Origin of the sequence: Rhizobium sp. WW_1 (genome assembly GCF_003610155.1) — a bacterium.
Lineage (GTDB): Bacteria > Pseudomonadota > Alphaproteobacteria > Rhizobiales > Rhizobiaceae > Rhizobium > Rhizobium tropici_A.
In genome coordinates this window covers 29759-52408 of record NZ_RAIN01000017.1, presented here as the reverse complement: position 1 = coordinate 52408, position 22650 = coordinate 29759, and the positions used below count along the sequence as shown (strand labels likewise).

The following is a 22650-nucleotide window of genomic DNA, read 5'->3' as shown; positions in this document are numbered from 1 at the left end:
TCGTCCCCGCCATTCTGATCAGGCCATCGCCTTCAAGGCACGCTTGACCATTTGCGACGTCCGCCTGACGTCCTCGACGTAGCGGGCCACGGCCCGTTCGACCGCGCGCGCCTCGGCATGTGTCGAGCGGACGAAGCGAAGCCGGGTGCCGATACGCGCCTGGCCAAGCCGCCACAGATCGCACTCGATGACGCCGGCAATTTTCGGATAGCCACCCGCGGTATTGGCATCGCTCATCTGAATGATCGGCTCGCCGGCTGGCGGAACCTGGATCACGCCGGGCACAACGCCATGCGAGCGCATCTCGACCGTCGCCTTTGCTTTGATCGGTTCGCCGGACAGGCGATAACCGGTGCGGTCGCTGCTCGACGATATCCTCCAGGTCTGGTTCCAGAAGGCCTTACCATCCCCGGCGAACAACTCATGCTCGCCGGCCTGTATCGCACGGATCGGCAATGCGCCGTCGATGGGAGCCGGGAAGACATCACGCAAAGCGACAGCCGGCTCGATGACCGCAATGCCGCTTGCCGGCAAGGTAAGTGCATCCCAAGACTGGCCGAATTCAATCCTGTCGCCGTTGATGAGCGGCCGGCCGGCATTTCCGCCGAAGCCGCCGCGCAGCGACGTGCTTCGCGAGCCCATGAGAACCGGCACATCCAGTCCGCCGGCAAACAGGAGATAGGCGCGCGCCAATGTCGGCGGCTGTCTCAATTGGAGGATCTGACCCGGTTCGGCGCGATGGACGCACCAGGCAAGCAGTTCCCGGCCATCCAATGTCGGGCAGCCGTCTGCACCCGTGACCGCAAAGACGCCGCCCGTCACGAACAGCAGTTTGAACGGAAAGGTCTGAACCTCTATCGCGGCCGCATCGTCGTCGTTGCCAACGAGGATATTGCCGACCTTCACCGCAAGAGGGTCCATCGCGCCGCTGGCTGTGACGCCGATGTCGCGATAGCCGGGGCGGCCGAAATCCTGGATCGTGTTGAACGGGCCGGTTTCAATGATCTCGATCATAGCTCGATCCTTGCCGGCAGAAAGCGGACGATATCCCCGGGCATCATCAAAGCCGGCGTCGCCGAAGTGGGATCGAACATCTGCAGCTCTGCGTGGCCGAGGGAATTCCACCCGTTCGGCCCTGTCAGCATCGCAACGCCTGTCTGCATTCCGCCGATCGTCACGCTGCCCTTCTCCATCCTGAGCGACGGCACGGTCTTGCGCGGCATATAGATGCGCGGGTCGAGCCCGTGCAGATAGCCGAAGCCGGGAGCACTGCCCAAGGCGAAGACGCGGTAGCTCGCCTCGTGATGCAGGCGCACGACCTCGCGGTCGCTCAAGCCGCAGAAATCGCAGATGGCGGGAAGATCGATTGCATGAGCGCCGCCATAGTGAACCGGGATCTCGATGGTCTTCCCCGCGAGATCGAGGCTCTCGGCACTGTTCCATGCCTCTAGAAGCCGGATCGTGATCAACTCGGGGTCTTCGGGCGTCTCCTTTAAGATCGCCAGAAGATTGGTCATTCCGGGGATCACTTCCGCTATATCGGCCCACCCCCTTACCGTCTGCGCCAAAGCCCAGATCCACCGCTGCGCGGGCAGATCGAATTCGCCCGGTGCCTCGAGCAGGAAAGACCGGGTGCCGATGCAGGAAATCCGTGCCCTGCCCTTAGTGACGACAGCGATTTTGCCCGACGAGGTGATAGTGTTCGACGTGGCAATCATCATAGCGGCTCTATCTCGAACAGCGGGTCGCCGAATCCGACCAGGGCTTCGGGTTCCACCAGTTGCCTGGTCAGCAAACCGGCCTTGCCGGCGGGAGTGGGAAGCAGGACAAAACCGACGCGGATGAAACCGATCACGTCCTGGCTTGAGACCGTGCGAGGCAGACGCTCGGCTCCGTTGCAATCAGAGGGCTGTAATGGATAGAAGTGGCCTGCCAACGGCGCTTTGACCGCCGCTGCCAACGCAGCCGGACCTGGCTGCGCGTTTCCCATCATGCTGACTTGGGTACCCGCCTCCTTCGAAACCACGATGCGCAGATTGCCGGCGGGCCAGGAGATTTCCATGCCCTCGACGCCTGCCACGGTCAGCGCATCGGCCAGGGCCGCGATGGTCGAGGGATCGCTGAAGTCGACCCTGCTCATTGCCCCCTCCTCTGCCGAAGCCATTGCTCCAGATAATGGATATCAGTCTCCCCACGAGCAAAACCCTCATCCTCGAACAAGGCCCTCAGCAATGGTAGGTTGGTGGAAATCCCCTCTATTCGAGTGGCGGAAAGCGCCTCGCGCATCTTCGCCATCGCATCCGCCCGAGTCGGTGCATGGACGATCAGCTTGGCAATCAGCGAGTCATAATAGGGCGAGACCCTATAGCCGGCATGGATATGAGTGTCGACGCGGATACCCTGCCCTTCCGGCAGAGCCAAATCGGAGATCATGCCCGCCGAAGGCAGAAAGCTTTCAGGATCTTCGGCATTGATCCGACATTCGAACGAATGCCCAGCACACTCCACCTCATCCTGCCGCATTTCGAGGGGAAGACCCTGAGCGACCATTATCTGGGCGCGAACGATATCGATCCCGCTGGTCATCTCGGTGACGGGATGCTCGACCTGCAGGCGCGTATTCATTTCGATGAAATAGAAAGCTCCATTTTCATAGAGGAACTCGAAGGTCCCGACACCGCGATAGCCGATCTGCCGGCAAGCTTCGACGCAGGCCAGACCGACCGGCCCGATCATGTCCGCAGAAATTCCGGGAGCCGGCGCCTCTTCCACCACCTTCTGATGCCGGCGCTGCATCGAGCAGTCGCGATGCCCGAGCCAGACGGCATTGTCATGGATATCGCAGAGTACCTGAATTTCGATATGACGCGGATGCTGGAGGAACTTCTCCACATAAAGTGCGGCAGAACCGAAAGCCTGGCGGGCCTCCTCCCGTGTCAGGGCAATGGCCTGATGCAGTTGCTCAGCCTCGTGAACAACCCGCATCCCTCGTCCGCCGCCGCCGCCCGCGGCCTTGATGATGACGGGATAGCCGATCTCTCGCGCGATCCGCTCGACCGAAGCCGTATCGTCCGGAAGGGCCGTGTCGGGGCCGGGAACGCACGGCACGCCTGCAAGGATCATCGCCCGCTTTGCCGCTATCTTGTCGCCCATGGTCGCGATCGAAGGGGCCTCAGGCCCGATGAATGCGATCCCGGCTTTCTCGACCGCCTCGGAAAATGCGGCGTTCTCCGACAGAAACCCATAGCCCGGATGAATCGCACCGGCTCCGATCAGATGCGCTGCCAGGAGGATCGCATCCTGATTGAGATAACTGCCCGCGGCATTCGAAGGACCGATGCATAGGAAGCTGTCCGCCGTCTTGCCATAAGATGCCTGCCTGTCCGCCTCGGAGCAGATCGCGACCGTCTTCAAGCCAAGCTCGCGGCAGGCGCGCTGAATTCGCTCGGCAATCTCGCCGCGATTGGCAATCAGCACCCTGTCGAACCGTCGATCGGCCAGATAAACCTCATTGACAGGGTCCGCCATCACGCGATCTCCGCGAGCATGGCACCCGTCTCGACTTCGCCGCCATCCACGTCGGTAAGCTGCTTGATGCGGCCGGCTCGCGGCGCTGCGATCTTGTTGAAAACCTTCATGGCTTCGATGATGAAAAGGGTCTGCCCCTCCTCCACCATGTCACCGATCTTGACGAAAGGCTCCTGCCCCGGCGCCGGCGCTCTATGCAGGATGCCGAAGATCGGCGCCTTCACGGTTACGGTCATGGCCTGCGCCACTCCCGAGGCATCGCGGTCATCTTGCGCACGGCTGCTCGTCGTGCCTGTAGACACTTGCGCCGGGGCGATGGGAACAGCCGGATGGGCTGCGCGGAAAATCCGCACACTAACGTCCTTTTCCGTTACCGTGAGCTCAGTAACGTTGGATCGTCCAACGAAATCGATCAGTGTTTTTATCTTCGAAAGGTCCATACGGGAGCTCGGTATTTGGGAACACCTCCCGCAATCGAACGATGACGGCGTTTGGCTGCCTTCCTCCCTACACGATGGCACGCACGATGGGGTCAGAGGAACTTTTGATGACGCTAACATCCAAGGTCGCGATGGCCATCCGCAAGGTATCCCCAACAACCTATCCCACATGAACCTTCGATTCGCGTGCGATGGGATTAAGGGTCCACCCAGGGGAAGGCATTAAGTAGGCTCTTGAAGTTATCATCACCGTCGACGACACCGGTGCTCGCCATGCTCATTCCAACTCTTTTTGCCACCCAGATCGGCGATGCGCATTTTACGGTCTTCCGCACCGTGAGGTCGAAGTCGCGGCTGAACTTCCTGTTCTTGCCACGCGGCAATTATCGAGATTACATCCTCAATAATGTCAATTTGATTGTCTGGACGGCCGTCGTCCCGATCCAGGTCTTGCAGCCGCACTGTGTTCATTTTGAACCGCAACGTTTATGTAACGAGGTGCCGATTTGGAGCACCTGGCGAGAGCAAGGGTGCCGAGACCTTCGACAGGCAAGAAGTTGATTTGCCGGTCGAAGCCGGCCTCCGGGAATATCCGCCATCATGGTCTTGTCGGCGACATAGTGATTGTCTCTGAAGATGCTGGTCAGTTCAGGATCAACAATCACGCCCGATGTTGGGTCTATTGCGAGCGGCTGTTACAGAAGCTGATACCGGCAAGAGCGAAAGAGGCGCTATCGGTCGCTCCGGTTCGATTTCGCGTCTGGCAATCTTACAAGGCGCTGAAGGCCTGGAAGCCGAAGCCCTCCCCGCAAGCAATTCCGGCCTTCCGACGGCGTTCGACATCTTTACGCTGCGCACCGGTTAAGACGCGCTCGACGCATCGCTCATGCGGCCGCACCGTCGGAATGCTGAACTACTGCGCGTGCTCGGGCAGCCGCCGGAAATCACTGCGCACTCAGGCGTCCGAGAGCGATTTGCGGAGCTTCGTCACCAAGCGAATAATCTCCGGCGGCCAATGAGCCAGGATGGCCGGGTACTCATGACAGTATGCCGATCTCATGAAGACGTGCCAAAAGCTCGGTCTGTCTTTCTATCACCGCCTCGGCGATCGGCTCGCCGTCCGCAGCAGGACCAACCCGCCGCTTGCCGGCCTCATTGCGGCAGAAGGTTAAGCACGCGAAACTTTGAAAGACGCGATTGTGACGTCGCCACGCATTCCGGTCCAGACTATATGATCGATCACGAGCGCGCCGATGTCCGCGTTTGGCATTTTCCAGCGAACGCGGGAAGCGGCGCAAGAACGGACTTTACATGGAAGGTCACAACAATTTTCGCAAGAATACTCTTTTTATATCGGCAGGATAGCGTTCCAGCGTTCCGAACACAGAGTATCTCTGCTTTTCATAGAAGCCTGGAGCCTGAAAGCTAAAGGTATCGAGCCAAATCCCGACGCAATTTTCTTCTTTGGCCCATTTGCTCCGCCTGAGCCAGAAGCTTTGCTCCCAATTGCTGGCCCCTCATAGCTTCGGGCACAAACAGCAACCCAACGAACAGCCAATTATAATAGTATTTGGCCCATGGGCCACCTTGGATTTCGCCCGCATCATCGCGCAGTAAAATTGCGAGCGGCTTGTAACCATCTTGTCCCGCCTTTGAATCATTGAAGGCAAGCAGGGGGATCGCGATTGCCTTGCGGTCATCTTCGCTGGCGTCAGACTTCATTTCCAACACGGGCATTCCAGTCTCCATTCAGCCCTTTCCCCCTATGTGGGCGATGTAACAAACACACGAATTTGCCGCCACACTTGAGAGGTCACTTTTGACGGGATTCAGTTGGAGTTATTAATGCCAGAAGGCTTCAGATCTCTACGGCTCCCCAGAAGTCTGCTGCGGGCCGCGTGAGGTTCACATTATATGAGATCCTAGCGCGGGATTTTACGCTGTTCTTGTCCCGACCCCACATTAAGATATCGGGCATCCAGGGTTTCATGGCAGACTTTATCTGAATCTAGGCGAGTAAATCATTCAATTGGGCCGTCGTTGCATCAGCCACAGAAAATACGGACCACCGATCAATGCTGCCAAAAGGCCGGCGGGCATTTGATCCGGAAACAAGACAACTCTCCCCAACCAATCGGCACTCATCATTATCAGGCCGCCGATTAGAGCGGCCGCTGTCAGCTGAGCTGCGGTTCTCACCTGCCCCAGCATACGGGCAGCATGCGGGGCAATAACACCGACGAAGCTCATCGGGCCGACGATCAGGGTCGACGCCCCAGCGAGCAATGCAATCACGAGAAGAAGGCAGAAGCGGCTCTTGTCGAGATCGACACCGAGCTGCCCCGCCGATGATGCACCAAGCGGCAGGATATTGAGCCAGCGCAGCATGAAGGGCAAAGAAAGCGCTGCAGTCACGAGGATGGCTGCCATAATGGCTGCGTCGATCGGCTGCGCGAGCCAGGTCGAACCCGATAACCAGCGGAACAATATAGCCATGCGCGGGTCGCCGGTCCCCATCAGGACCGAAACCAAGCCACTGAAGAGCGTGGTGAGCGCGATGCCGACATAGATCATGCGATCGGGCGAGAAGCTCGATCGGCGCGACAGGAGGAGAAGCGTTGCCATCGTGAAGAACGCCCCGGCGAAGGCGCCGCCGGTCTGCGTGACACGGTCGAGGCCAAAGCCACAAAGCAACATGATGATCACCCCGAGTGCCGCTCCGGTGCTAACCCCAAGGACCTCCGGACTTGCCATTGCATTGCCTGTTACGCGTTGCATGATAGCGCCAGCAAGAGCGATCGCGGCCCCACCGCAAAATGCTGCGATCAGCCGTGGCCCGCGCCAATAAGACAAGTCGACCAATTCTTGTCCGTGGCTCCAATGCCACCCCTTAAGAGCTAAGCCGAGCGATAGTGATAGCCATGAGACGAGCAGGATCAGGCAGGCAATTGAAAAAAAGAACGGACCGAACCTCTTCCTGGATTCCGGGGCACGCGCAGATCTCACCTCCGTCGCCCAGCCAGCCGATCGCATTTTCGGCAACAATACCAGCAAGATCGGGGAGCCGATGAGCGCCACGGCAGCGCCCGTGGGAATTTCGCGCGCTGTCGAAATCGCCTGCACAGACTGATCTACAAGCCATAGGAGCATCGCGCCCATTAGTGCAGACAAAGACAATTGCCGCCCGACGGTTCTGGTATTGGAAAGACGCGCGAGTGCCGGAGCGATGAGGCCAATGAAACTAATCGGCCCTACGGTGCTTACGATTTGGGCGGCAACAACGATCGCAATGATAAGGATGAGAAAACGCACGAGCGATAGCGGCAACCCGAGGCTTTTTGCTCCCTCGTCATTCAACGAGAGAAGCACGAGCGGCCTTCGAAGCAAGATCAGCAGAACAAGCGCGATGGCAAGTCCGGGCATGATCTCGACGACGCGATGCCAACCCTGGACGTTGAGCGAACCGGCCGCCCAGATGAAGACGTTGCGCACGCCGCCATGAAAAAGGATCATCGTGCTTGCCAGGGTCGAGGCATAGAGGCCAACCACGAGCCCGGCGAGAATAACGGCGAGGGGCTCAAGCCGGCGCCGCCAGGCAATGCCGATAACGAGAACAGCAGCCCCGCATCCGCCGAGAAGCGCTGCGGTTTCTGTCGAGAAAAGGAAGGTTGACGGCAGCCAGAACGTCGTTGCGACCACGACAACATAGGCTCCCCCCGTAATCCCGAGCGTCGCAGCGTCCGCAAGCGGATTACTTAGCACATGCTGCAAAAGCGCGCCGACAACGGCCAAGCCCGCGCCGGCCAAGAGGCTCATCACAAGCCGCGGAAAGAAGGTTTCGTGCGCAACCAATTGAGCGATATCCGTGTCGCTTGGGTGAAACAGCGCAGTCGACCATTCATCGGGCGGCAGAAGATGCGAGAGGTTGCTAAGGCATAATGCAAACGCTATGATTGCAAGCACCAAGATGATTGCAAGCGAACGCACAGATTGCGTCTGCTTGTCGGCCGCTGCGATTTTGCTAATCACGATCATGGTCCTCCACAAGCGCGATTGACAGCAGCGTTGCAAAGCGACTGATCGACGGCAGGCCGCCCTGATCGTAGACGGAAGCGATTTCCTTCACCCGCTGCCCTATAACAAACGGCAAGGCCTGCCAGAACCGCATGCCCTCCGTCGTTTTGGGCACCCCTCTTCCACCAGTCGTGATCACGATGACGTCGATGTCGGAAAAGACAGCAAGTCGCTCGATGCCGACAATGGTCCTGCCTGAAAATCCCACAGGCGCCCGCCACGCATTGACCAGCCCGAGACGATGCAGCACGTCGTCGTAAAGGCTTCCGCGAGCAAAGATTGCAACGTGCCTGTCATCAACGAAACCTATCAGGAGAATGGAGCGCCCGGCATGGGAAGAGAGCCTCTCTTTCGCCTGTAAAATTGATTGCGATGTCGACGAGATGAGCGCCTTTGCGCGTTCGCTTTGTCTCAGTTCTGTGGCCATGCCCTGCGTCGTCGTTGATGCCGCGTCCAGCGAAAAGCCAGTGCCATCGCGCAACGCGAAGGACGAAACCGTGCAGATACGCTCCAGTTGCGGGCGTGCGACTTCTAGCTCTGGCGGGATCAGGATGCGGTCGGCACGAAGTTCATAGAGAAGTTCGTAGTTCGGCGTGAATAACAGGCCGACATCGACGACACCTTCAGGCATTGCCGGTGTGACAACATTGCGCATGTAATAAGCAACTGCCGGCACTCCCACAGGGACGATCCTAAGTGCAAGCAGAGTGGCGGCAAGCCCCCAATCGAGGACAGCAATGCGCTCAGATGTGGTCCCAGTTTGCTCAAACTCTTCTGCCGCTGCGACATGACATGCGTAAAGGCTTGCAACGCCAGACAGGAAGGCCCTTCGTGTCATGCGGGGACGGGCCAAAGGCCCGTCCCAATAGGAGTGTCTGGAGATCAACGCGGACATCCCTACCAGCGGTAGTCAAGCGTCGCATAGACGGTCCGACCCTGTCCCCATCGGCAATTGATATTGGAGCAATCCGAAACATAGACCTTGTCGAACAGGTTGGAGGCGTTGACCGACGCCGTCAGGCCTTTGTATTTCTGGTCCAAATTACCGAAGTCATAGCGGACAGCCGCATCGAACAGAACATAGTCCGGTATCTTTGCGGTGTTGGTGGTGTTGGCAAAGGATTCGCCGATGTAGCGCGCCCCACCCCCGATGCCGAGGCCGGCAAGCGGTCCGGACTGGACGGTGTAGTCCATCCACAGCTTGGCGACATTGCGTGGCACATTCGCCGGTTCATTGCCCACCAGGCCACTGTTGTCCTTAGTCACTTTCGGATCAAGATACGCATAGGACGCCTGCATGCTCCAAGCATCCGTGAGGCTTGCAACAGCTGAAAGCTCGACCCCTCGAGACCGGATCTCGCCGGTCTGGACCTGGAAGCCACTGTGGAGGGGGTCTGTCGTTGGAACGTTCTGCTGGGTAAGGTCGAAGGCTGCGACTGTAAATAGCGCGTTCCACCCCTCCGGCTTGAACTTGATGCCACCTTCAAATTGCTGTCCGGTCGTAGGATCAAGATATGATCCATCAAAGGACAATCCGGTGGAAGGGGTAAAGGACGTCGAATAGCTGACGTAGGGCGCCAAACCATTGTCAAAGAGATAGGTCAGGCCAACGCGACCGGTGAACGCATTATCGCTCTGATCGGTCTGCGCCGACGTCAACTTGTTGAGAGTATCGCTCCAGGCGTGATCCTGGCGACCCGTCAAGGTCAGCAGGAAGCGATCGAACTTGATTTGGTCTTGCGCGTAGACGCCGAGCTGATTGAAACTCTGCTGGCGATTGAGATTGACCTTCGGCACTCCAACCGTCAGGTCATAGTTCGGATTGAGGACGTTGATGTTTGGTCCGACACCATATCGCGAAAAATCGTTCCGATTGAGATACTGATAGTCGAGACCGAACAGGGCCTTGTGTTGCAGCGGGCCGGTATCGAAATCAGCTTCCAGCTGGTTGTCCAATCCGACGCTATTGGCCTGCCCTCGATACATGTAGGTATCACGCTGCAGGATGGAGGTTCCCTTTACAAAGTCATAGGCTTGCAGGGCGTTATAGACGGAATTGACGTGCGAAAAGCGGAAGTTTTGCCTAAAGGTGAAGACGTCGTCGAAGCGATGTGCAAATTCGTATCCGATCGACTCGCGCTCGCGTTTGAATTCCTCGAAGGACGGCTGCCCGGTATTGAAATCGCGTGCAAGCTTGCCGCCAGGCAAGGCTGAGTTGTAGTTCAAGGTGCCGGAATAAGGCAAGGAACTCCAAAAGCCACCTTTGGGATCGTTGAGGTAGCTGCCGAGTATGGTCAGCGACGTGTCTTCGTCGGGCTTGATGGTCAAGGCAGGAGCGATGGCAAGACGCTGCTCCTTCATGTCATCGACCTGCGCTCCGGTTGTCCGACCGAGACCTGTCAGGCGGTATAGCAGGGCGCCATCTTCTGTCACCGGACCACCAAAGTCGAACGCGGCCTGCGCGCGATCGAAAGAACCCGTCTGAAGCTGAATATGGCCAAAGGGCGTATCAGTCGGCCGCTTGCTCACCAGATTGACCAGCCCGCCTGGCGAAACTTGGCCATAGAGGCCGGATGACGGACCTTCGAGAACATCGATGCGGTCAAGAAAGAACGGATCGATCTTGTTCTCGATCCAGGCGCCCTGAGTCTGGAGTTTGAGACCATCCTGATATTGATCGAGCGTAAATCCTCTCGCCTTGAAGTATTCATCGCGGGTATCGGTATTGTCGCCAAAATAAATACCCGGCATATAGCGGGCCGCCTGCGTCAGATTGGTTGCCTGTTGTGCATCGATCTGGGCGCGGGTCGTGACACTCACCGTCTGGGGCGTTTCAATGAGAGGCGTGCTGGTCTTCGACCCTGCCAGCGTGTTCTCCGCAACGAAGCCATCGCCGGGTCCGGTTGCGGACTGTTCGCCCTGAACAGTAATGGGCGCCAGTTGCGTCGCACCCTCAACCGCGGCCCCGTCGGCAGACGAGGGCGATGCCGCGATCGCAACCGTTGTTGAATTGGTGAATGAGTATCGAAGGCCTGATCCGCTCAATATCTGCGCGATAGCCTGCTGCGCGCTGGCGCTGCCCGAAAAGCCCTTGGTGGTTTTTCCTGCTGCAATAGAGGCAAGATAGGAAACCTGCAGGCCAGCCTGCCGCCCAAACGTGGCAAGAGCCTGGTTGAGCGGACCGGCTGGTACCGCAAACTTGACCTGTGCTGAAGCCTGGGCAAGGGACTGTCCGTTCGTGGTGAAAAGGCTGACGCCGATCACCGTCGTCATCATCAGGGCCGTCATCGACGCCTTGATGAGCTGCTTCATAAATGCTGTGTTTCGATACCCGGTCCCCATGCCCTGCTACTCCAATTCGATTGTGCCGAGGGGCTCGCATCGCGTCGCAAAGCAAGTCCCTCAGCTACTACAAACGGAGCCTTGAAATTTTCCCCTTTTTCTCAAGTTTTTTAGATGGGCGAAATAACGGTCATAAGCGAGGCCATTCTGCGCACGCGCCCGCCGGCCGGGTGCACCACTGCTTCAAGCGCACGTTGAGGGTTGGAGAGATCAAATACACCGCTCACGCGCGCCGAACCGATGTAAGGGTCTGCAAAGATAACTTTGCCCGGGATCCAACGCCCGATGCGGGCAACCAGCGCTGCGACAGTCTCCCGTTCGGCGATAACAAGCCGCTCGCGCCAGGCCCCCACCTGTCCCGGCTCATGCTTGCCTCGGTCGACGTCACCGGACGAGGCGTCATAAGAAACCCAGTCGTTTTCAGTGAGCTTTTCGCCTGCGGCCAGTAACGGTGTCGAAGCCCGCACGTCGACAAGGCCATGATCGACATCGACGGTTACGACGCCGGCGTCGCTCGATACATCAAAGGCAGTGCCGAGCGCCGTCGCGGTCACGCCGCCCACCGCTACACTGAACGGCGTGTTCGGATCCCGGGCAACATCGAAGAACGACATTCCATCTAGGAGCTCGATCCGTCGGGCACCATTCCTGTATTGCACAGCGATGGCACTGTCTGGCCCAAGCGTCGCAACGCTTCCGTCAGGCAGTGAAACGGAGCGGATTTCGCCTGTTGCGGTTATGTAATCTGCGCGAATGTCCCGCATCACTCTCGGATAAAACAAGGAGCCGGATGCGGCCGCGCCGATGCCGATTGAACCGGCGATCATGAGATTGCGTCTGGTAAGGCCGAGCTTCTCCCGCTGCTCACTCTTGCGCTTCTCCGTCAAGATCTTACCCGACGCACCGTGTATCTTCGTGATGTGCTGCCAGATGCGCTCGTGTTCCGGACTGCGAGAACACCATTGCCGCGCCATCTCGATAGCAACCAGATTGTCGGAATCACTCTGAAGGCGGATGACAAGATCGATCGCCTCATCGACAAGCCGGTCATGCTCTGCCTGATCTATGCCCATCAAAATCGTTCCAATCGTCTCGTCATCGTGCGCGCTCGGCTGCCCTAACTTATTCTACAATCGAAACGAATGTTTTTTCCCAGGTAAGGACGAGAATTCAGATGTCGCCGACATGGTTCAACAGATGACGATAAGCGTCGCGAATGAGTGCCCATGTCCGCGTTGTCGACAGTCCGAGTTCTTCGGCCACCTGCGCGATCGTCCGACCCGATAGTCTATGCAGTTCGAACGCCTTGCGCGTCCGATCGGGGAGTGTGGTAAGCGCGGCAGCTGTCCGCGCCAGGCACTGGCGTGAATAAACAACCGTTTCAGGATCTGGAAACGGGTCGGCGACCTGCGCAACGATTTCCTCACTAAGCTCCACCATTGGAACCAGCCGATTTCGGCGCAATTGGTTCGTTGCAAGATTATGGCTGACCCTATGTAGATAGGCTCGCGGATTGTGATTACTCCCAGCTTCCCGGGGAGGCGTCGCGAGCACACGCAAAAACGCATCCTGCGTGAGATCCGCTGCGTCTTCGGGTGAAACACCCCTTTGCCTCAGCGAGCGGGCAATTTCTCTTGCGTGTCGCCGAAAGAGATTGTGCAGATCCCAGACCAATTCAAATTAACTCTTTCGATTTCGACTTTTTATTGCTTTACGCATAAGATCTCCCATCATAATTGACTGCAATACTAATAGACCTACCTAATAAAATCAGATTCATGGCTCAATAAAGTGCCTTATGAACCAAATCCATCCAACGCTGATTTGCCGGCACGCATTAGGCTAAAACATGATTATTTTACTCATCATTTTACCTAAGACAATTCCCGACTGCCTGATCCTGCTGAAGTTTACGGCGGAAGCAGAAGTCTCGGACTGAGTGTGTCATTTCCGCAACACTCGAGCGGCATAGTAAGCCATGGTTAGTGGCGCCGCTCCATGGTCGCAAATAACCGCTCTTCACCGGCTATCAGGGAAGGAAACAGGTTTTGCTTAGAGACAAACTTCACGTCCGGCGGCGTCTTGCCCTGCAGCCATCCATTGCAACGAAGATTCTTTCAAATTCAGCGACGGCTTTCGTTCGTCTCTCCGTTCAATCAACGCAAGTCAGGAAAGAGCAGTGAACGACCAAGCCTGTCTGGGTCTGGCATATCTCGACCCGATGCTGGAGAGTGGGAATGATTGCATCGTCGCACATGATAGTAAACCGAAACGGCGGGTTTCTGATCATCCTTCTTGGTATCGCACTTATCTGTTCTCATCCGTTTTTCGCGCGAGCAGACACCTGTAAGGTTCCGCCGCCGATTTCAGCGATCGATCCGCCTGGATTCTACGATGACCCCGATGGTTACAGTGAAGCGATAAAGCCGCTCCATGGCTTTATTGAACGCGTCAATCAGGCAGCAGACAGCGGCGATAAGGCTTGCCTGCTTGAGCTTCTGAATGACTGGGCGCGGACAAATGCCCTCATGGCACCTATCAAAGGCTATCAGGGATATTATGAACGCTCGTGGGCCGGCACCGATTTCGCTTTTGCGTTGCTCAGGTTCTTTCCACAGTCGAAGAAGGATGCGCCTGTCGTTCCGCCGGCAATTTCCAGATGGCTTATCGACATCGCTGCCTCCACTCGAGATGCGAACGCCATCAACCGCTTGCACAACAACTTGGTTTACTGGGCAGGTCTTGATCTTGCGGCAACGGGAGCGCTGACGAAACGGTCCGATCTGATCGATGCTGGCATTGCCCGGGCACGAGAGGGCATCAAGGATATCCAGCGGAACGGTACACTGCAGCGCGAGTTGAAGCGGGGCGACCGGGCTCTTCACTATCACAACTTTGCTCTCATTCCATTGGTCTTCACCGCAGAGTTGGCACAGGCACAGGGCGTCGACCTCTATTCGGAAAATAACGGAGCAATTCGGCGCCTGGCAAACCTGGTGATCAGCGCCGTGCTCGATCAAAACAGCTTTTCAGCCTATACCTCGACGCCGCAGCAGCTGTTTCCCTGGACCTTCGCTGGTGATCTCGCCTGGATGGAGCCGTATCAAGCTCGTTTCCAAGACCCCCGATTGGTCGCCGTGATCGCTCAGCGTCGACCATTTATCAATCCTCGGCTGGGCGGTGACGTAACTGCCGCCTGGAGTACACATCGAATCTAGTACCTAAGCACATCAACACGCTTTCGCTGAACGCGTTGTTAATTTGATGACCGGCCCGCTAACGGCCTAGTAAACCGAAATTCACCTCGGAAAGCTGCAGCGCGAAAACTGCCATTCTGAGTGCCGCTGTTGCCAAAGTTTGAATTGAACCTATATAAGGGTCTATCGACCATTGCTTGTGACGTCGCTGAAGAGCCACTACGCTCTCGTCGGATTTCCTCTCAAATAATCGATCTAATCCCGCAAGGCATCGCGGGAGCAACAACGGTTACTGCGAAAGGAAATCGTTATGAACACTGGTACTGTGAAGTGGTTTAACTCCACCAAGGGCTTCGGCTTCATTCAGCCTGACGATGGCAGCACGGACGTTTTCGTCCACATTTCGGCGGTAGAGCGCGCCGGCATGCGGTCGCTGAACGATGGTCAAAAGATCTCTTACGACATCGTGCAGGATCGCAGATCTGGCAAGAGCTCGGCTGACAACCTTCGGGCCGCATAAGTTTGTCACCGGTTCGCGCGACCACGGATGTACTGGCGCGCTGAAACCATGACCTAGGAAGGTCGGGATACATCCCGGCCTTTTGTTTTTCATTTCGAACGGAGAACGACATGGCGTATGGTCGTTACCAGCCGGGCGACAGCATCGTCCTGAAGCCTGGAATTTTTGGAAACGTCCAACCCGCTGGCAGCATCATGTCCGTCCTGCCGGTCTCACAAGGCGTTGTTCACTACCGCGTCCGCTTTCAGAACGAGAATTTCGAGCGGAGCATCCGTCAGGACGATATTGACGTTGAAGCGTCACCCTCGTCGCTTTCGCCGGCGCAAGTCGAGATACCGCAAACATCGAAATCGAGCTGGATCAACTCGAATTCAATCCGTACCAAGAAATAAACGCAGCGTGAGCTGAGAAGGAGACACTTTGCAGGTTCTGGTAAGAGACAACAACGTCGATCAAGCGCTCCGCGTCCTCAAGAAGAAGTTACAGCGTGAAGGCGTGTTTAGGGAAATGAAAGCCCGCAGCGCCTACGAAAAGCCATCCGAAAAGCGTGCGCGTGAAAAGAGCGATGCGATCCGCCGCGCCCGAAAGCTTGCCCGTAAGCAGGCTCAGCGTGAAGGCCTGTTGCCGGCACCGAAGAAGAAAGTCATGACGTCAGGGCGTGGACGTCCACCGTCTCTTACAAACGCGCCCACTGATAATGGAGAAGCATGACAAAGTCGAAGGACGATCTCTTCAAACCTGAAAAGCTATCTGCGCTGGCCAAGTCCGAGCAAACGACGTCGGTTGCCAAGGATATCCTGGCCAATGAGGCGTCTGCTCGGCAGAAAAAGACGGATAGGCTTCGTGCGCTTCGTTTGGCGCAAGAGGCGGAGCTAGGACCAGCGCCGAAAGCAAAAAAGAAAGGCAAGAAGGGATAGCGATCGAATATCGCTCAGCTCCCTTCTATTGGCTCTCGACCGCACGTGCTGTGGTTCGAGAGATTCCAGTCTTGCTTTAGTGCCCATGAAGCGTGGGCATACGATCTCAAAATTTGACTACCAGAAACTGCCGCAACAAGCGCATTCTCGCATTGGCTGCCAAACAACACGCGCCATAGTCGACAGGCATGCTTGTTGACGCTCTGTCCGACGACGGATACACTGTATACATGAGCACCAGAATCGTTATCATAAATTGTGCACTTGATGAATTGCAGGCGGTCGGACTGGACAAGCTCAGCCTGCGCGCCGTTGGAAAGAGAGTAGGGATAACCCCTATGGCGGTTTACCGGCACTTCCAGGACAAAGCCGACTTGTTGCATGCGCTCGGCGAGCATGCGCTTTCCCAATGGCGGGCGCGCGTCGAGCAGATTGAGGAAGCCGATCTTCGCGCCTGGTTCAATGCAGTCACCTATGCATTCGTAGAGTTCGCGCTCGATTCGCCCGCACTGTTCGATGCCGCTTTCGTACTCAGCACCCGCGCCGAACGTATCTATCCGCACGATTTCATAGAGGGCCGATCTCCGGTGATCGGTGCCTTTACGGCTCGCCTGGCAAGCGGTCAGCAGCGCGGCCTGGTGCGCCAGGGCGATGCGCTTGAGATTGCTATGATGTGTTGGGGCCTGTTGCAAGGGCTGGTCGGAATGCATCGTTCCGGTCGCTTCAATCTTTCTCGTGAGGACTTTACCGGCATGTGCCTAAGGGCCGTCGCCCGGATCATCTACAAGGACTAGCCGATGAGAATGAGGGGGGTAGTGGCAGCGCTGGTTTCCGGCGCTGTTCTTGCGGTCAGTCGCGACACGGGTCATTTGGGGTTTCTGGTTTTGCTCGGCCCGATACCGTTTTTTGTTTGGGCTTTGGGTGAGAAGCGGGCACTTTACATATTTGTGCTCGCCTGTCTGGTTGGCCTGGCCGGCGAGGCTGGCCCGCTCTATTTCTATGGCGGCATCATCCCCATGGTTTACGGGATCGTGGCCTTGCAGGCGCTGTTTTTTGCCCTCGCGGTTCTGTTCATGTGGGCTTTGTATCCGCGCAGCCCGACCCTTGCAGCCTTCGGCTATGGGGCGATGACAGGGGCAATTGAACTTCTCTACTCTTATGTTTCGCCGAATGGCAGCTTTGGCGCGCTGGGCTATGCGCTGACGGATGTCCTTCCTCTGTTGCAGGTTGCGTCGCTTGCGGGCGTCCCGGGTCTCAGCTTCCTTGCAGCGATCGTCCCTGCCGGTATTGCAATGCAGATCCGGAGACCAACCGACTATTTTGCTGCTTCCCTTTGCATTTTACCGGTTCTTGCTGCTCTCGTTTTCGGTTTCTGGCGATTGGCGCAGCCAGAAGGCGAGACCATTCGCGTCGGACTGGTCAGCAACGATGCGTTTGCGGGTGTCGCAACCGATGAGCCGGATCGCAACGACGCGATCATTGCCGACTTTCGTCAGAGGATCGGGGAGCTCTCAGGCACGAAAACCGCCTATATTGTCACGCCGGAAAAGATGTTTCTGCCGACGGTCGAATTCGCCAAACTCTCCGAGAATTTGCGCACGAGGATCGTTGCCGGCTACGACCAGCCGCTTGGTGATGGCCGCCGCTCAAACACCGCGGAGCTGACCGGGCCAGGTCTGTCGCCGCTGCGATATGACAAGCACTACCTCATTCCGGGTCTCGAAGCCGAATATATTCCCGGCAGGGATCTTGCGAGCCTCGATCGGGTCGGGATCGCAATCTGCAAGGACATGGATTTTCCTCGCTTCCTTCGGACCTATGCCCGCCGGCACATCGGCCTGTTGCTCGTACCGGCATGGGATTTCTTTGCCGACGGACGATTGCACAGCAGAATGGCGATCGTGCGCGGCGTGGAAAACGGCTTCACGGTCGCGCGCGCTGCAAGCCAGGGCATGCTGACGCTAAGCGATGCCAATGGCAGAGTCTTGGCGGAAGCCTCTTCGGCCAAGGGGCAAGGCAATCTTGTCGGTGACGTGCCGATAGGCTCAGGAGATACGTTTTACGCACGCAACGGTGATGCCTTCGGCTGGTCGCTGGTCATCATTTGCGGCGGCCTGGTGATCGCGTTGCTGACGGTCAGAGCTCAACCGCATGAGGGCGCGTGAACTATTGCCCACATCTTGGATGTGGCGTCACCGATAATCGCAATATCGCTTGATCTAGCCACGGCTAACAGGGCTCCCCTGTCGAATTTCACAACGCTCGGTGAAATCTCGACACCAACGGACACGTGGACAGCAAGACGGTGCTGACAGCGCTGCCTGCGGGAATTGTGTGTGCCTTTGGTGCAGATGACCTTGTTTGATGCTGCATGCACAAAGTCAAACTATCACCGCCAAGCTTGGCAAAGCCCGCAAGCGGGCTATGTCGCGTGCCGGCGGTTCTCCAAAGTGGCGGCGATATTCGCGAGTGAACTGCGACGGGCTTTCGTAACCCACGCGGAAGGCGGCTGTCGTGGCATCGATGTCCTGGACCAGCATCAGGCTGCGCGCGTCCTGCAACCTTAGCTGCTTCTGGAATTGCAACGGTGTCATCGCCGTCACAGCGCGAAAATGCTCATGCAGGCTCGACGGACTCATGCCAACTTCGGAGGCAAGCCGCTCGATGCTGAACCGTTCCCGGAAGTTCTGCCCGATCCACGCGATGGCGCGGCCGACCTGGGCCACCCGTCCCTGGCTGGAGGTGATCTGACGCATCCTCGCGCCATCCGGGCCGGCGAGCAAGCGATAGAGAATTTCCTGCTCGACAAGTGGCCCGAGTACGGGCAGCGCTGCAGGATCATCCAGTAGAAGCAGCAGGCGCAGCACCGCATCGAGCAGGCTCGCACCGGCGTCGGACACCGTCTTGCCTATGGGCCGCGAAGGCACTCCCGGCGACGGCACGTGCAACGCCAACTGTCCCAGCATGACCGGATCGAAATCGAGGAACACGCACAGATAGGGCTTGTCAGGCGTCGCCTCGACCACCTGGCCGGTAACCGGCAGGTCGTAAGTCACGACCCCGTAACGGCCAGGCGCATATCTGAACACGCGGTCGCCCAGCGTGACCTCCTTTTGCCCCTGCGCGACCAGGCACAGTTGCGGTCGGTATACGTTCGGCATCGGCATCGTGACGGTGGAGGATCGAGCAAGCGTCACACGATCGATGGAGGTGGCCTGGAAGCCATCCTTCGAGATGTGCCGGGCAATTGCCGCAGAGATTTCGGTCAATGTTTCCATGACTCGAACCATCGCACGCGTGCGGGAGGGCAGCAAGGCGGATCGGCGCGGCTTCTGGAGGATTGGGCAATAAACGCGGTGCATCAGGCTAACGGTTCGGCGTCGGCGCGCATCATAGTGTCTGCAGCGCCTGGGTCAAAGCAAGCCCGGCTGCAGAACAAGTTTGGAGCGAACATGACAATCGATTATCTGAAGGTCCCCACGGTCGCATTGGGGACTTGGGCCTGGGGCGACAGCGGAGAGACTGGCGATGGCTACTTTGGCAGCAGCCTCACTCAAGCCGGTCTGGAAGAGCTCGTGGAAAAGGCATTTACGGCCGGATTCACACTGTGGGACACCGCCGCGGTATACGGAATGGGTCGTTCAGAGACCGTACTCGGGAAGGTACTAGAGCGCTACGCTCGCGGCGACTACCAGCTTTCCACGAAGTTCACCCCGCAGGCAGCGGGGACCAGCGATGATCCTGTGGCGGACATGCTGGAGCAGAGCTTGGCACGCCTCGGCACCGACTATGTCGATTTCTACTGGATTCACAATCCAGCCGACGTAGCGCGCTGGACTCCGCACCTGATTGCGTTGCTGAAAAGTGGAAAGGTCAAACATGTCGGCGTCTCGAATCACAATCTGAACGAAATCAAGCTCGCCAATCAGGTCCTCGGGGAAGCAGGGTTCCGGGTCGAGGCCATCCAGAACCACTACAGTCTTCTCTACCGCAGGTCCGAGCAAGCTGGCATTCTGGACTATTGCCGCAACCAGGGTATCCCATTCTTCGCCTACATGGTGCTTGAACAGGGCGCCCTGACCGGAAGGTACAGTCCGGAGAACCCGCTGCCTAAGGGAAGCAGCCGCGCAGAGGCTTACAATGGCATGCTACCTCGGCTAAAGGCGCTGGCGGACAAGCTCGCCTCGATCGGCCGGAAGCAGGGTGCGGCAGCACCCGATGTCGCGACGGCATGGGCCATCGCCAAAGGGACAACGCCGATCATCGGTGTCACCAAACCCCATCATGTCGAAGGCCTGATCAGAGCCAGCAGCCTCACCCTCACCGGCGATGACATTGCAGAACTGGAAGCCCTCGCTGACGCCGCTGACGTGAACACCCGCGGTTGGTGGGAAGAAGAGATGTAAGCCCGCAGCACCGCTGTCCGAAGATTTTGAAGCTCAGGCGCAGTTCGCTCGCACTGACGAAGCCTCAGTGCGAGCGATCCGCACAAGCCGCTGCAATCGGTGACAGCAAGAGCTATTCAGCCGCCACTACATGCCTGCTCCTCAGCACTGCAAGTGAGAGCAAGAGGACGATACCCGAACAGATAGCAATGATGATCACCATCGGTCGCGCCGTACCGTCCATAAACATACCTCCGATGCCCACCACCAGCGCGGACGTCATGAACTGGAGCGTCCCCATCATAGCCGAGGCCGTGCCAGCGATGCGCCCATGGTGCTCCAGCGCCAGGACAGCCGCATTCGGAACGATCATGCCAAGGAAAGCGTAGCCCGCAAACAGGAACGCCGCCATGATGTCAAGGCGGTCGACGCCAACAGCCATGACAACGGCCAGCGTCACCATCGTCAGCGCGTAACCGGCAACTGCACCGCGAATGACCTTGCGCAAGCCGATACGGCGAGCAAGCCAGCCGTTCAACTGCGACATGCCGATGAAGCCGACGGCATTCATGGAAAAGACCACGCTGTAGAAGGTCGGCGAGAGCCTGTAATGGTCAATCAGGATGAAGGAAGAGTTGGCGACATAGATCATGTAGCTGGACATCCCGAAAGAGGCCATCAGCACCAGTCCGAGATAGTACGGGTCCTTGAGAATCGTTCCATAGCTTTTCAGTGCCCCAGCGAGACTGCTTTCGCTACGGGCCGTCATCGGACGAGTTTCTTCAAGGAAGAAGCGACCTGCAACGAAGCCGACAACACCGGCGAAGACCATAACCCAAAAGATCAGCCGCCAGTTCCCGAACACTGTCACGATGCTGCCCGCGAGCGGCGCCAGGATGGGTGAGATACTGAAGACCAACATAAGCCGCGACATCAGCTGTGCAGCAGCGGCCCCCGTGTGCAGGTCGCGCACGATGGCGCGGGCAATCACGACGCCGGCACAGGCACCGGTGCCCTGAATGAAACGGAAGGCGATCAGCCAGCCAATATCGGTGGAGAGCGCGCAGCCGATCGCGCCGAGGATGTAGAGCCCCAAACCGACATATAGGGGCTGCTTGCGGCCAAACATGTCCGACAGTGGACCATAGATAATCTGCGACACAGCCATGGCGGCGAAGAAGGAAATCAGGCTTGCCTGAACTGCATGGCTGTCAGCGTGAAGATCCAGACTGATCGTCGGTAACGCGGGTAGATACATGTCGAGGGCGAAGAGACCGACGGCTGAAAGAAGGCCAAGGACGATGGCATGGTGGGAGCCGCTGGCCCCTGTGGCTGAAACGGAATTCTTGCTTTGCACGGAAAAAGCCTTTCCCGCACACCATTCCCCGGACAAAGCAAAGCCTCGTGTAAAAAGCATGTGACGGGGATTGAGTGGGCGATTATAGATGTGACAGTGGAAAGACGAAGATGGTTCCAACGCACAGTCCGTCATTCCTGTAAAATATTTTGGACAGTATTGTCCAATTGGTCAAGTCCTATATGGTGGTGTCATGAAAACTTCGCCCACAGCGGCTTCTTCCGAGACAGAGAGTTGCCCGCCCATCACCAGCAAACGTCAGGCAATCCTGAACGCGGCCGCGGATGTTTTTGCCGAGGACGGGTTTGCGGCGGCGAGCATCGATGCCATCGCGGCAAGAGCCGGCGTGTCTCGTCAAACGGTGTACAATCAACTCGGCGACAAGGATAATCTGTTCAAAGTTGTGGTTGCGGAGATCACCGAGAAGTCGAGCGCCGACTTCTTTCGGGTGTTGGACACATTTCCCGTGGCGCCTATCGATCTCGAAAGGGAACTGACCGAATTTTCAGCGCTTCTCCTGCGCAAGGCGGTCTGCGATCCAAATGGTCGCTGGCTACGCAAGCTCCTCGAGACCGAAGGCGGCAGATTTCCCGAACTGTTTGAGACCTGGAAGGAATACGGACCGGGCAAGAAATACCCTGCCATCGCGGCGCGCCTGGCGCAGCTCGCGCTGGCTGGCCATCTAGACATAGAGGATCCGGCACTTGCCGCACGCCAATACATGGCGCTGCTCGCAACAGATCTGCGGATCAATCAACAGATCGGCCGCCCAACTCAGGAGGAAGAGGTTCACCGAATGGCAGGAGAGGCTACGAAGACCTTTCTGCGCGCTTTCGGCAGGCGCTAATGGCGTCGCTGCCGCAATTGCAATAGAAAACACGACGCGCGCG

At 57.7% G+C, this 22650-nt stretch carries 23 protein-coding genes; 10 read left to right on the top strand and 13 right to left on the bottom strand.

All coding sequences use genetic code 11. From position 1 onward, the window contains the following. Positions 1-18: 18 nt before the first annotated feature. The 5 genes from BJ928_RS31365 to BJ928_RS31345 are packed head-to-tail and all read right to left on the bottom strand — an operon-like array spanning position 19 to position 3968. Positions 19-1014: a biotin-dependent carboxyltransferase family protein gene (locus BJ928_RS31365; protein ID WP_047634198.1), complete on the bottom strand. Its 996-nt coding sequence runs from the start codon at positions 1012-1014 to the stop codon at positions 19-21. Continuing rightward, positions 1011-1718: a 5-oxoprolinase subunit PxpB gene (gene pxpB / locus BJ928_RS31360; protein ID WP_047634276.1), complete on the bottom strand. Its 708-nt coding sequence runs from the start codon at positions 1716-1718 to the stop codon at positions 1011-1013. Before pxpB ends, BJ928_RS31365 begins: the two co-directional genes overlap by 4 nt. Then, the gene (locus BJ928_RS31355; protein WP_047634197.1) at positions 1718-2140 is read right to left on the bottom strand and encodes a hypothetical protein; all 423 of its coding nucleotides are present in this window, start codon (positions 2138-2140) and stop codon (positions 1718-1720) included. Before BJ928_RS31355 ends, pxpB begins: the two co-directional genes overlap by 1 nt. Then, a complete protein-coding gene (locus BJ928_RS31350; RefSeq protein ID WP_047634196.1) occupies positions 2137-3528 on the bottom strand; it encodes an acetyl-CoA carboxylase biotin carboxylase subunit in 1392 nt (463 codons plus the stop codon). The genes BJ928_RS31355 and BJ928_RS31350 overlap by 4 nt, the downstream gene beginning before the upstream one ends. Further along, a complete protein-coding gene (locus tag BJ928_RS31345; RefSeq protein WP_047634195.1) occupies positions 3528-3968 on the bottom strand; it encodes an acetyl-CoA carboxylase biotin carboxyl carrier protein subunit in 441 nt (146 codons plus the stop codon). Before BJ928_RS31345 ends, BJ928_RS31350 begins: the two co-directional genes overlap by 1 nt. Before the next feature lie 273 nt (positions 3969-4241). Between BJ928_RS31345 and BJ928_RS38980 the strand changes: the two genes are divergently transcribed. Further along, a complete protein-coding gene (locus BJ928_RS38980; protein WP_183079481.1) occupies positions 4242-4529 on the top strand; it encodes a hypothetical protein in 288 nt (95 codons plus the stop codon). An 864-nt stretch (positions 4530-5393) separates the two neighbouring features. On the opposite strand, the gene BJ928_RS31335 is transcribed toward BJ928_RS38980, so the two are convergent. The 6 genes from BJ928_RS31335 to BJ928_RS31310 all read right to left on the bottom strand — a co-directional run bounded on the left by BJ928_RS31335 (position 5394) and on the right by BJ928_RS31310 (position 13058). Next, complete coding sequence (locus BJ928_RS31335) at positions 5394-5705, bottom strand: GNAT family N-acetyltransferase (protein WP_245432636.1); 312 nt, start codon at positions 5703-5705, stop codon at positions 5394-5396. Positions 5706-5993: 288 nt separating this feature from the next. Beyond that, a complete protein-coding gene (fhuB, locus tag BJ928_RS31330; protein ID WP_183079480.1) occupies positions 5994-7997 on the bottom strand; it encodes a Fe(3+)-hydroxamate ABC transporter permease FhuB in 2004 nt (667 codons plus the stop codon). Next, on the bottom strand, positions 7990-8880 hold the full coding sequence (locus BJ928_RS31325; RefSeq protein ID WP_245432644.1) for an ABC transporter substrate-binding protein: 891 nt from the start codon (positions 8878-8880) through the stop codon (positions 7990-7992). The genes fhuB and BJ928_RS31325 overlap by 8 nt, the downstream gene beginning before the upstream one ends. A 59-nt stretch (positions 8881-8939) precedes the next feature. Then, positions 8940-11354, bottom strand: coding sequence for a TonB-dependent siderophore receptor (locus tag BJ928_RS31320; RefSeq protein WP_052227838.1), 2415 nt, complete (start codon positions 11352-11354; stop codon positions 8940-8942). Positions 11355-11494: 140 nt separating this feature from the next. Next, positions 11495-12457: a FecR domain-containing protein gene (locus tag BJ928_RS31315; RefSeq protein ID WP_047634193.1), complete on the bottom strand. Its 963-nt coding sequence runs from the start codon at positions 12455-12457 to the stop codon at positions 11495-11497. 97 nt (positions 12458-12554) lie between these two features. Then, the gene (locus BJ928_RS31310) at positions 12555-13058 is read right to left on the bottom strand and encodes an RNA polymerase sigma factor (RefSeq protein ID WP_047634192.1); all 504 of its coding nucleotides are present in this window, start codon (positions 13056-13058) and stop codon (positions 12555-12557) included. Positions 13059-13621: 563 nt separating this feature from the next. Between BJ928_RS31310 and BJ928_RS31305 the strand changes: the two genes are divergently transcribed. The 7 genes from BJ928_RS31305 (at position 13622) to BJ928_RS31275 (ending at position 18183) form a co-directional block, all read left to right on the top strand. Next, positions 13622-14602, top strand: coding sequence for an alginate lyase family protein (locus tag BJ928_RS31305; protein ID WP_197070142.1), 981 nt, complete (start codon positions 13622-13624; stop codon positions 14600-14602). A gap of 289 nt (positions 14603-14891) precedes the next feature. Next, entirely contained in the window at positions 14892-15101 is a 210-nt protein-coding gene (locus BJ928_RS31300; RefSeq protein ID WP_047634191.1) for a cold-shock protein, read from the top strand. Positions 15102-15211: 110 nt separating this feature from the next. Continuing rightward, on the top strand, positions 15212-15493 hold the full coding sequence (locus BJ928_RS31295; protein WP_047634190.1) for a hypothetical protein: 282 nt from the start codon (positions 15212-15214) through the stop codon (positions 15491-15493). 28 nt (positions 15494-15521) lie between these two features. Next, complete coding sequence (rpsU, locus tag BJ928_RS31290) at positions 15522-15812, top strand: 30S ribosomal protein S21 (protein ID WP_052227837.1); 291 nt, start codon at positions 15522-15524, stop codon at positions 15810-15812. Then, on the top strand, positions 15809-16018 hold the full coding sequence (locus BJ928_RS31285) for a hypothetical protein (protein WP_047634189.1): 210 nt from the start codon (positions 15809-15811) through the stop codon (positions 16016-16018). Before rpsU ends, BJ928_RS31285 begins: the two co-directional genes overlap by 4 nt. Positions 16019-16206: 188 nt before the next feature. Continuing rightward, complete coding sequence (locus BJ928_RS31280; RefSeq protein ID WP_082011942.1) at positions 16207-16812, top strand: TetR/AcrR family transcriptional regulator; 606 nt, start codon at positions 16207-16209, stop codon at positions 16810-16812. Between the two features lie 3 nt (positions 16813-16815). After that, positions 16816-18183, top strand: coding sequence for a nitrilase-related carbon-nitrogen hydrolase (locus BJ928_RS31275; RefSeq protein ID WP_120296748.1), 1368 nt, complete (start codon positions 16816-16818; stop codon positions 18181-18183). 216 nt (positions 18184-18399) lie between these two features. Here BJ928_RS31275 and BJ928_RS31270 read toward each other — a convergent pair whose 3' ends face one another. Then, the gene (locus BJ928_RS31270) at positions 18400-19296 is read right to left on the bottom strand and encodes an AraC family transcriptional regulator (RefSeq protein ID WP_047634269.1); all 897 of its coding nucleotides are present in this window, start codon (positions 19294-19296) and stop codon (positions 18400-18402) included. A gap of 174 nt (positions 19297-19470) precedes the next feature. Between BJ928_RS31270 and BJ928_RS31265 the strand changes: the two genes are divergently transcribed. Then, positions 19471-20424, top strand: a complete 954-nt coding sequence (locus BJ928_RS31265) for an aldo/keto reductase (protein ID WP_047634268.1) — start codon at positions 19471-19473, stop codon at positions 20422-20424. 112 nt (positions 20425-20536) lie between these two features. Here BJ928_RS31265 and BJ928_RS31260 read toward each other — a convergent pair whose 3' ends face one another. Continuing rightward, entirely contained in the window at positions 20537-21760 is a 1224-nt protein-coding gene (locus tag BJ928_RS31260) for a multidrug effflux MFS transporter (RefSeq protein ID WP_052227835.1), read from the bottom strand. Positions 21761-21953: 193 nt separating this feature from the next. On the opposite strand from BJ928_RS31260, the gene BJ928_RS31255 reads away from it, so the two are divergent. Beyond that, complete coding sequence (locus BJ928_RS31255) at positions 21954-22607, top strand: TetR/AcrR family transcriptional regulator C-terminal domain-containing protein (protein WP_047634187.1); 654 nt, start codon at positions 21954-21956, stop codon at positions 22605-22607. Positions 22608-22650: the final 43 nt, after the last annotated feature.

What these genes read in the sequence shown, in the direction of transcription:
- BJ928_RS31365 (WP_047634198.1), bottom strand. Translation starts at nt 1,014, where the DNA reads ATGATCGAGATCATTGAAACCGGCCCGTTCAACACGATCCAGGATTTC.
- pxpB (WP_047634276.1), bottom strand. Translation starts at nt 1,718, where the DNA reads ATGATTGCCACGTCGAACACTATCACCTCGTCGGGCAAAATCGCTGTC.
- BJ928_RS31355 (WP_047634197.1), bottom strand. Translation starts at nt 2,140, where the DNA reads ATGAGCAGGGTCGACTTCAGCGATCCCTCGACCATCGCGGCCCTGGCC.
- BJ928_RS31350 (WP_047634196.1), bottom strand. Translation starts at nt 3,528, where the DNA reads ATGGCGGACCCTGTCAATGAGGTTTATCTGGCCGATCGACGGTTCGAC.
- BJ928_RS31345 (WP_047634195.1), bottom strand. Translation starts at nt 3,968, where the DNA reads ATGGACCTTTCGAAGATAAAAACACTGATCGATTTCGTTGGACGATCC.
- BJ928_RS38980 (WP_183079481.1), top strand. Translation starts at nt 4,242, where the DNA reads ATGCTCATTCCAACTCTTTTTGCCACCCAGATCGGCGATGCGCATTTT.
- BJ928_RS31335 (WP_245432636.1), bottom strand. Translation starts at nt 5,705, where the DNA reads ATGCCCGTGTTGGAAATGAAGTCTGACGCCAGCGAAGATGACCGCAAG.
- BJ928_RS31325 (WP_245432644.1), bottom strand. Translation starts at nt 8,880, where the DNA reads ATGACACGAAGGGCCTTCCTGTCTGGCGTTGCAAGCCTTTACGCATGT.
- BJ928_RS31320 (WP_052227838.1), bottom strand. Translation starts at nt 11,354, where the DNA reads ATGAAGCAGCTCATCAAGGCGTCGATGACGGCCCTGATGATGACGACG.
- BJ928_RS31315 (WP_047634193.1), bottom strand. Translation starts at nt 12,457, where the DNA reads ATGGGCATAGATCAGGCAGAGCATGACCGGCTTGTCGATGAGGCGATC.
- BJ928_RS31305 (WP_197070142.1), top strand. Translation starts at nt 13,622, where the DNA reads ATGATTGCATCGTCGCACATGATAGTAAACCGAAACGGCGGGTTTCTG.
- BJ928_RS31300 (WP_047634191.1), top strand. Translation starts at nt 14,892, where the DNA reads ATGAACACTGGTACTGTGAAGTGGTTTAACTCCACCAAGGGCTTCGGC.
- BJ928_RS31295 (WP_047634190.1), top strand. Translation starts at nt 15,212, where the DNA reads ATGGCGTATGGTCGTTACCAGCCGGGCGACAGCATCGTCCTGAAGCCT.
- BJ928_RS31285 (WP_047634189.1), top strand. Translation starts at nt 15,809, where the DNA reads ATGACAAAGTCGAAGGACGATCTCTTCAAACCTGAAAAGCTATCTGCG.
- BJ928_RS31280 (WP_082011942.1), top strand. Translation starts at nt 16,207, where the DNA reads ATGCTTGTTGACGCTCTGTCCGACGACGGATACACTGTATACATGAGC.
- BJ928_RS31275 (WP_120296748.1), top strand. Translation starts at nt 16,816, where the DNA reads ATGAGAATGAGGGGGGTAGTGGCAGCGCTGGTTTCCGGCGCTGTTCTT.
- BJ928_RS31270 (WP_047634269.1), bottom strand. Translation starts at nt 19,296, where the DNA reads ATGGAAACATTGACCGAAATCTCTGCGGCAATTGCCCGGCACATCTCG.
- BJ928_RS31265 (WP_047634268.1), top strand. Translation starts at nt 19,471, where the DNA reads ATGACAATCGATTATCTGAAGGTCCCCACGGTCGCATTGGGGACTTGG.
- BJ928_RS31255 (WP_047634187.1), top strand. Translation starts at nt 21,954, where the DNA reads ATGAAAACTTCGCCCACAGCGGCTTCTTCCGAGACAGAGAGTTGCCCG.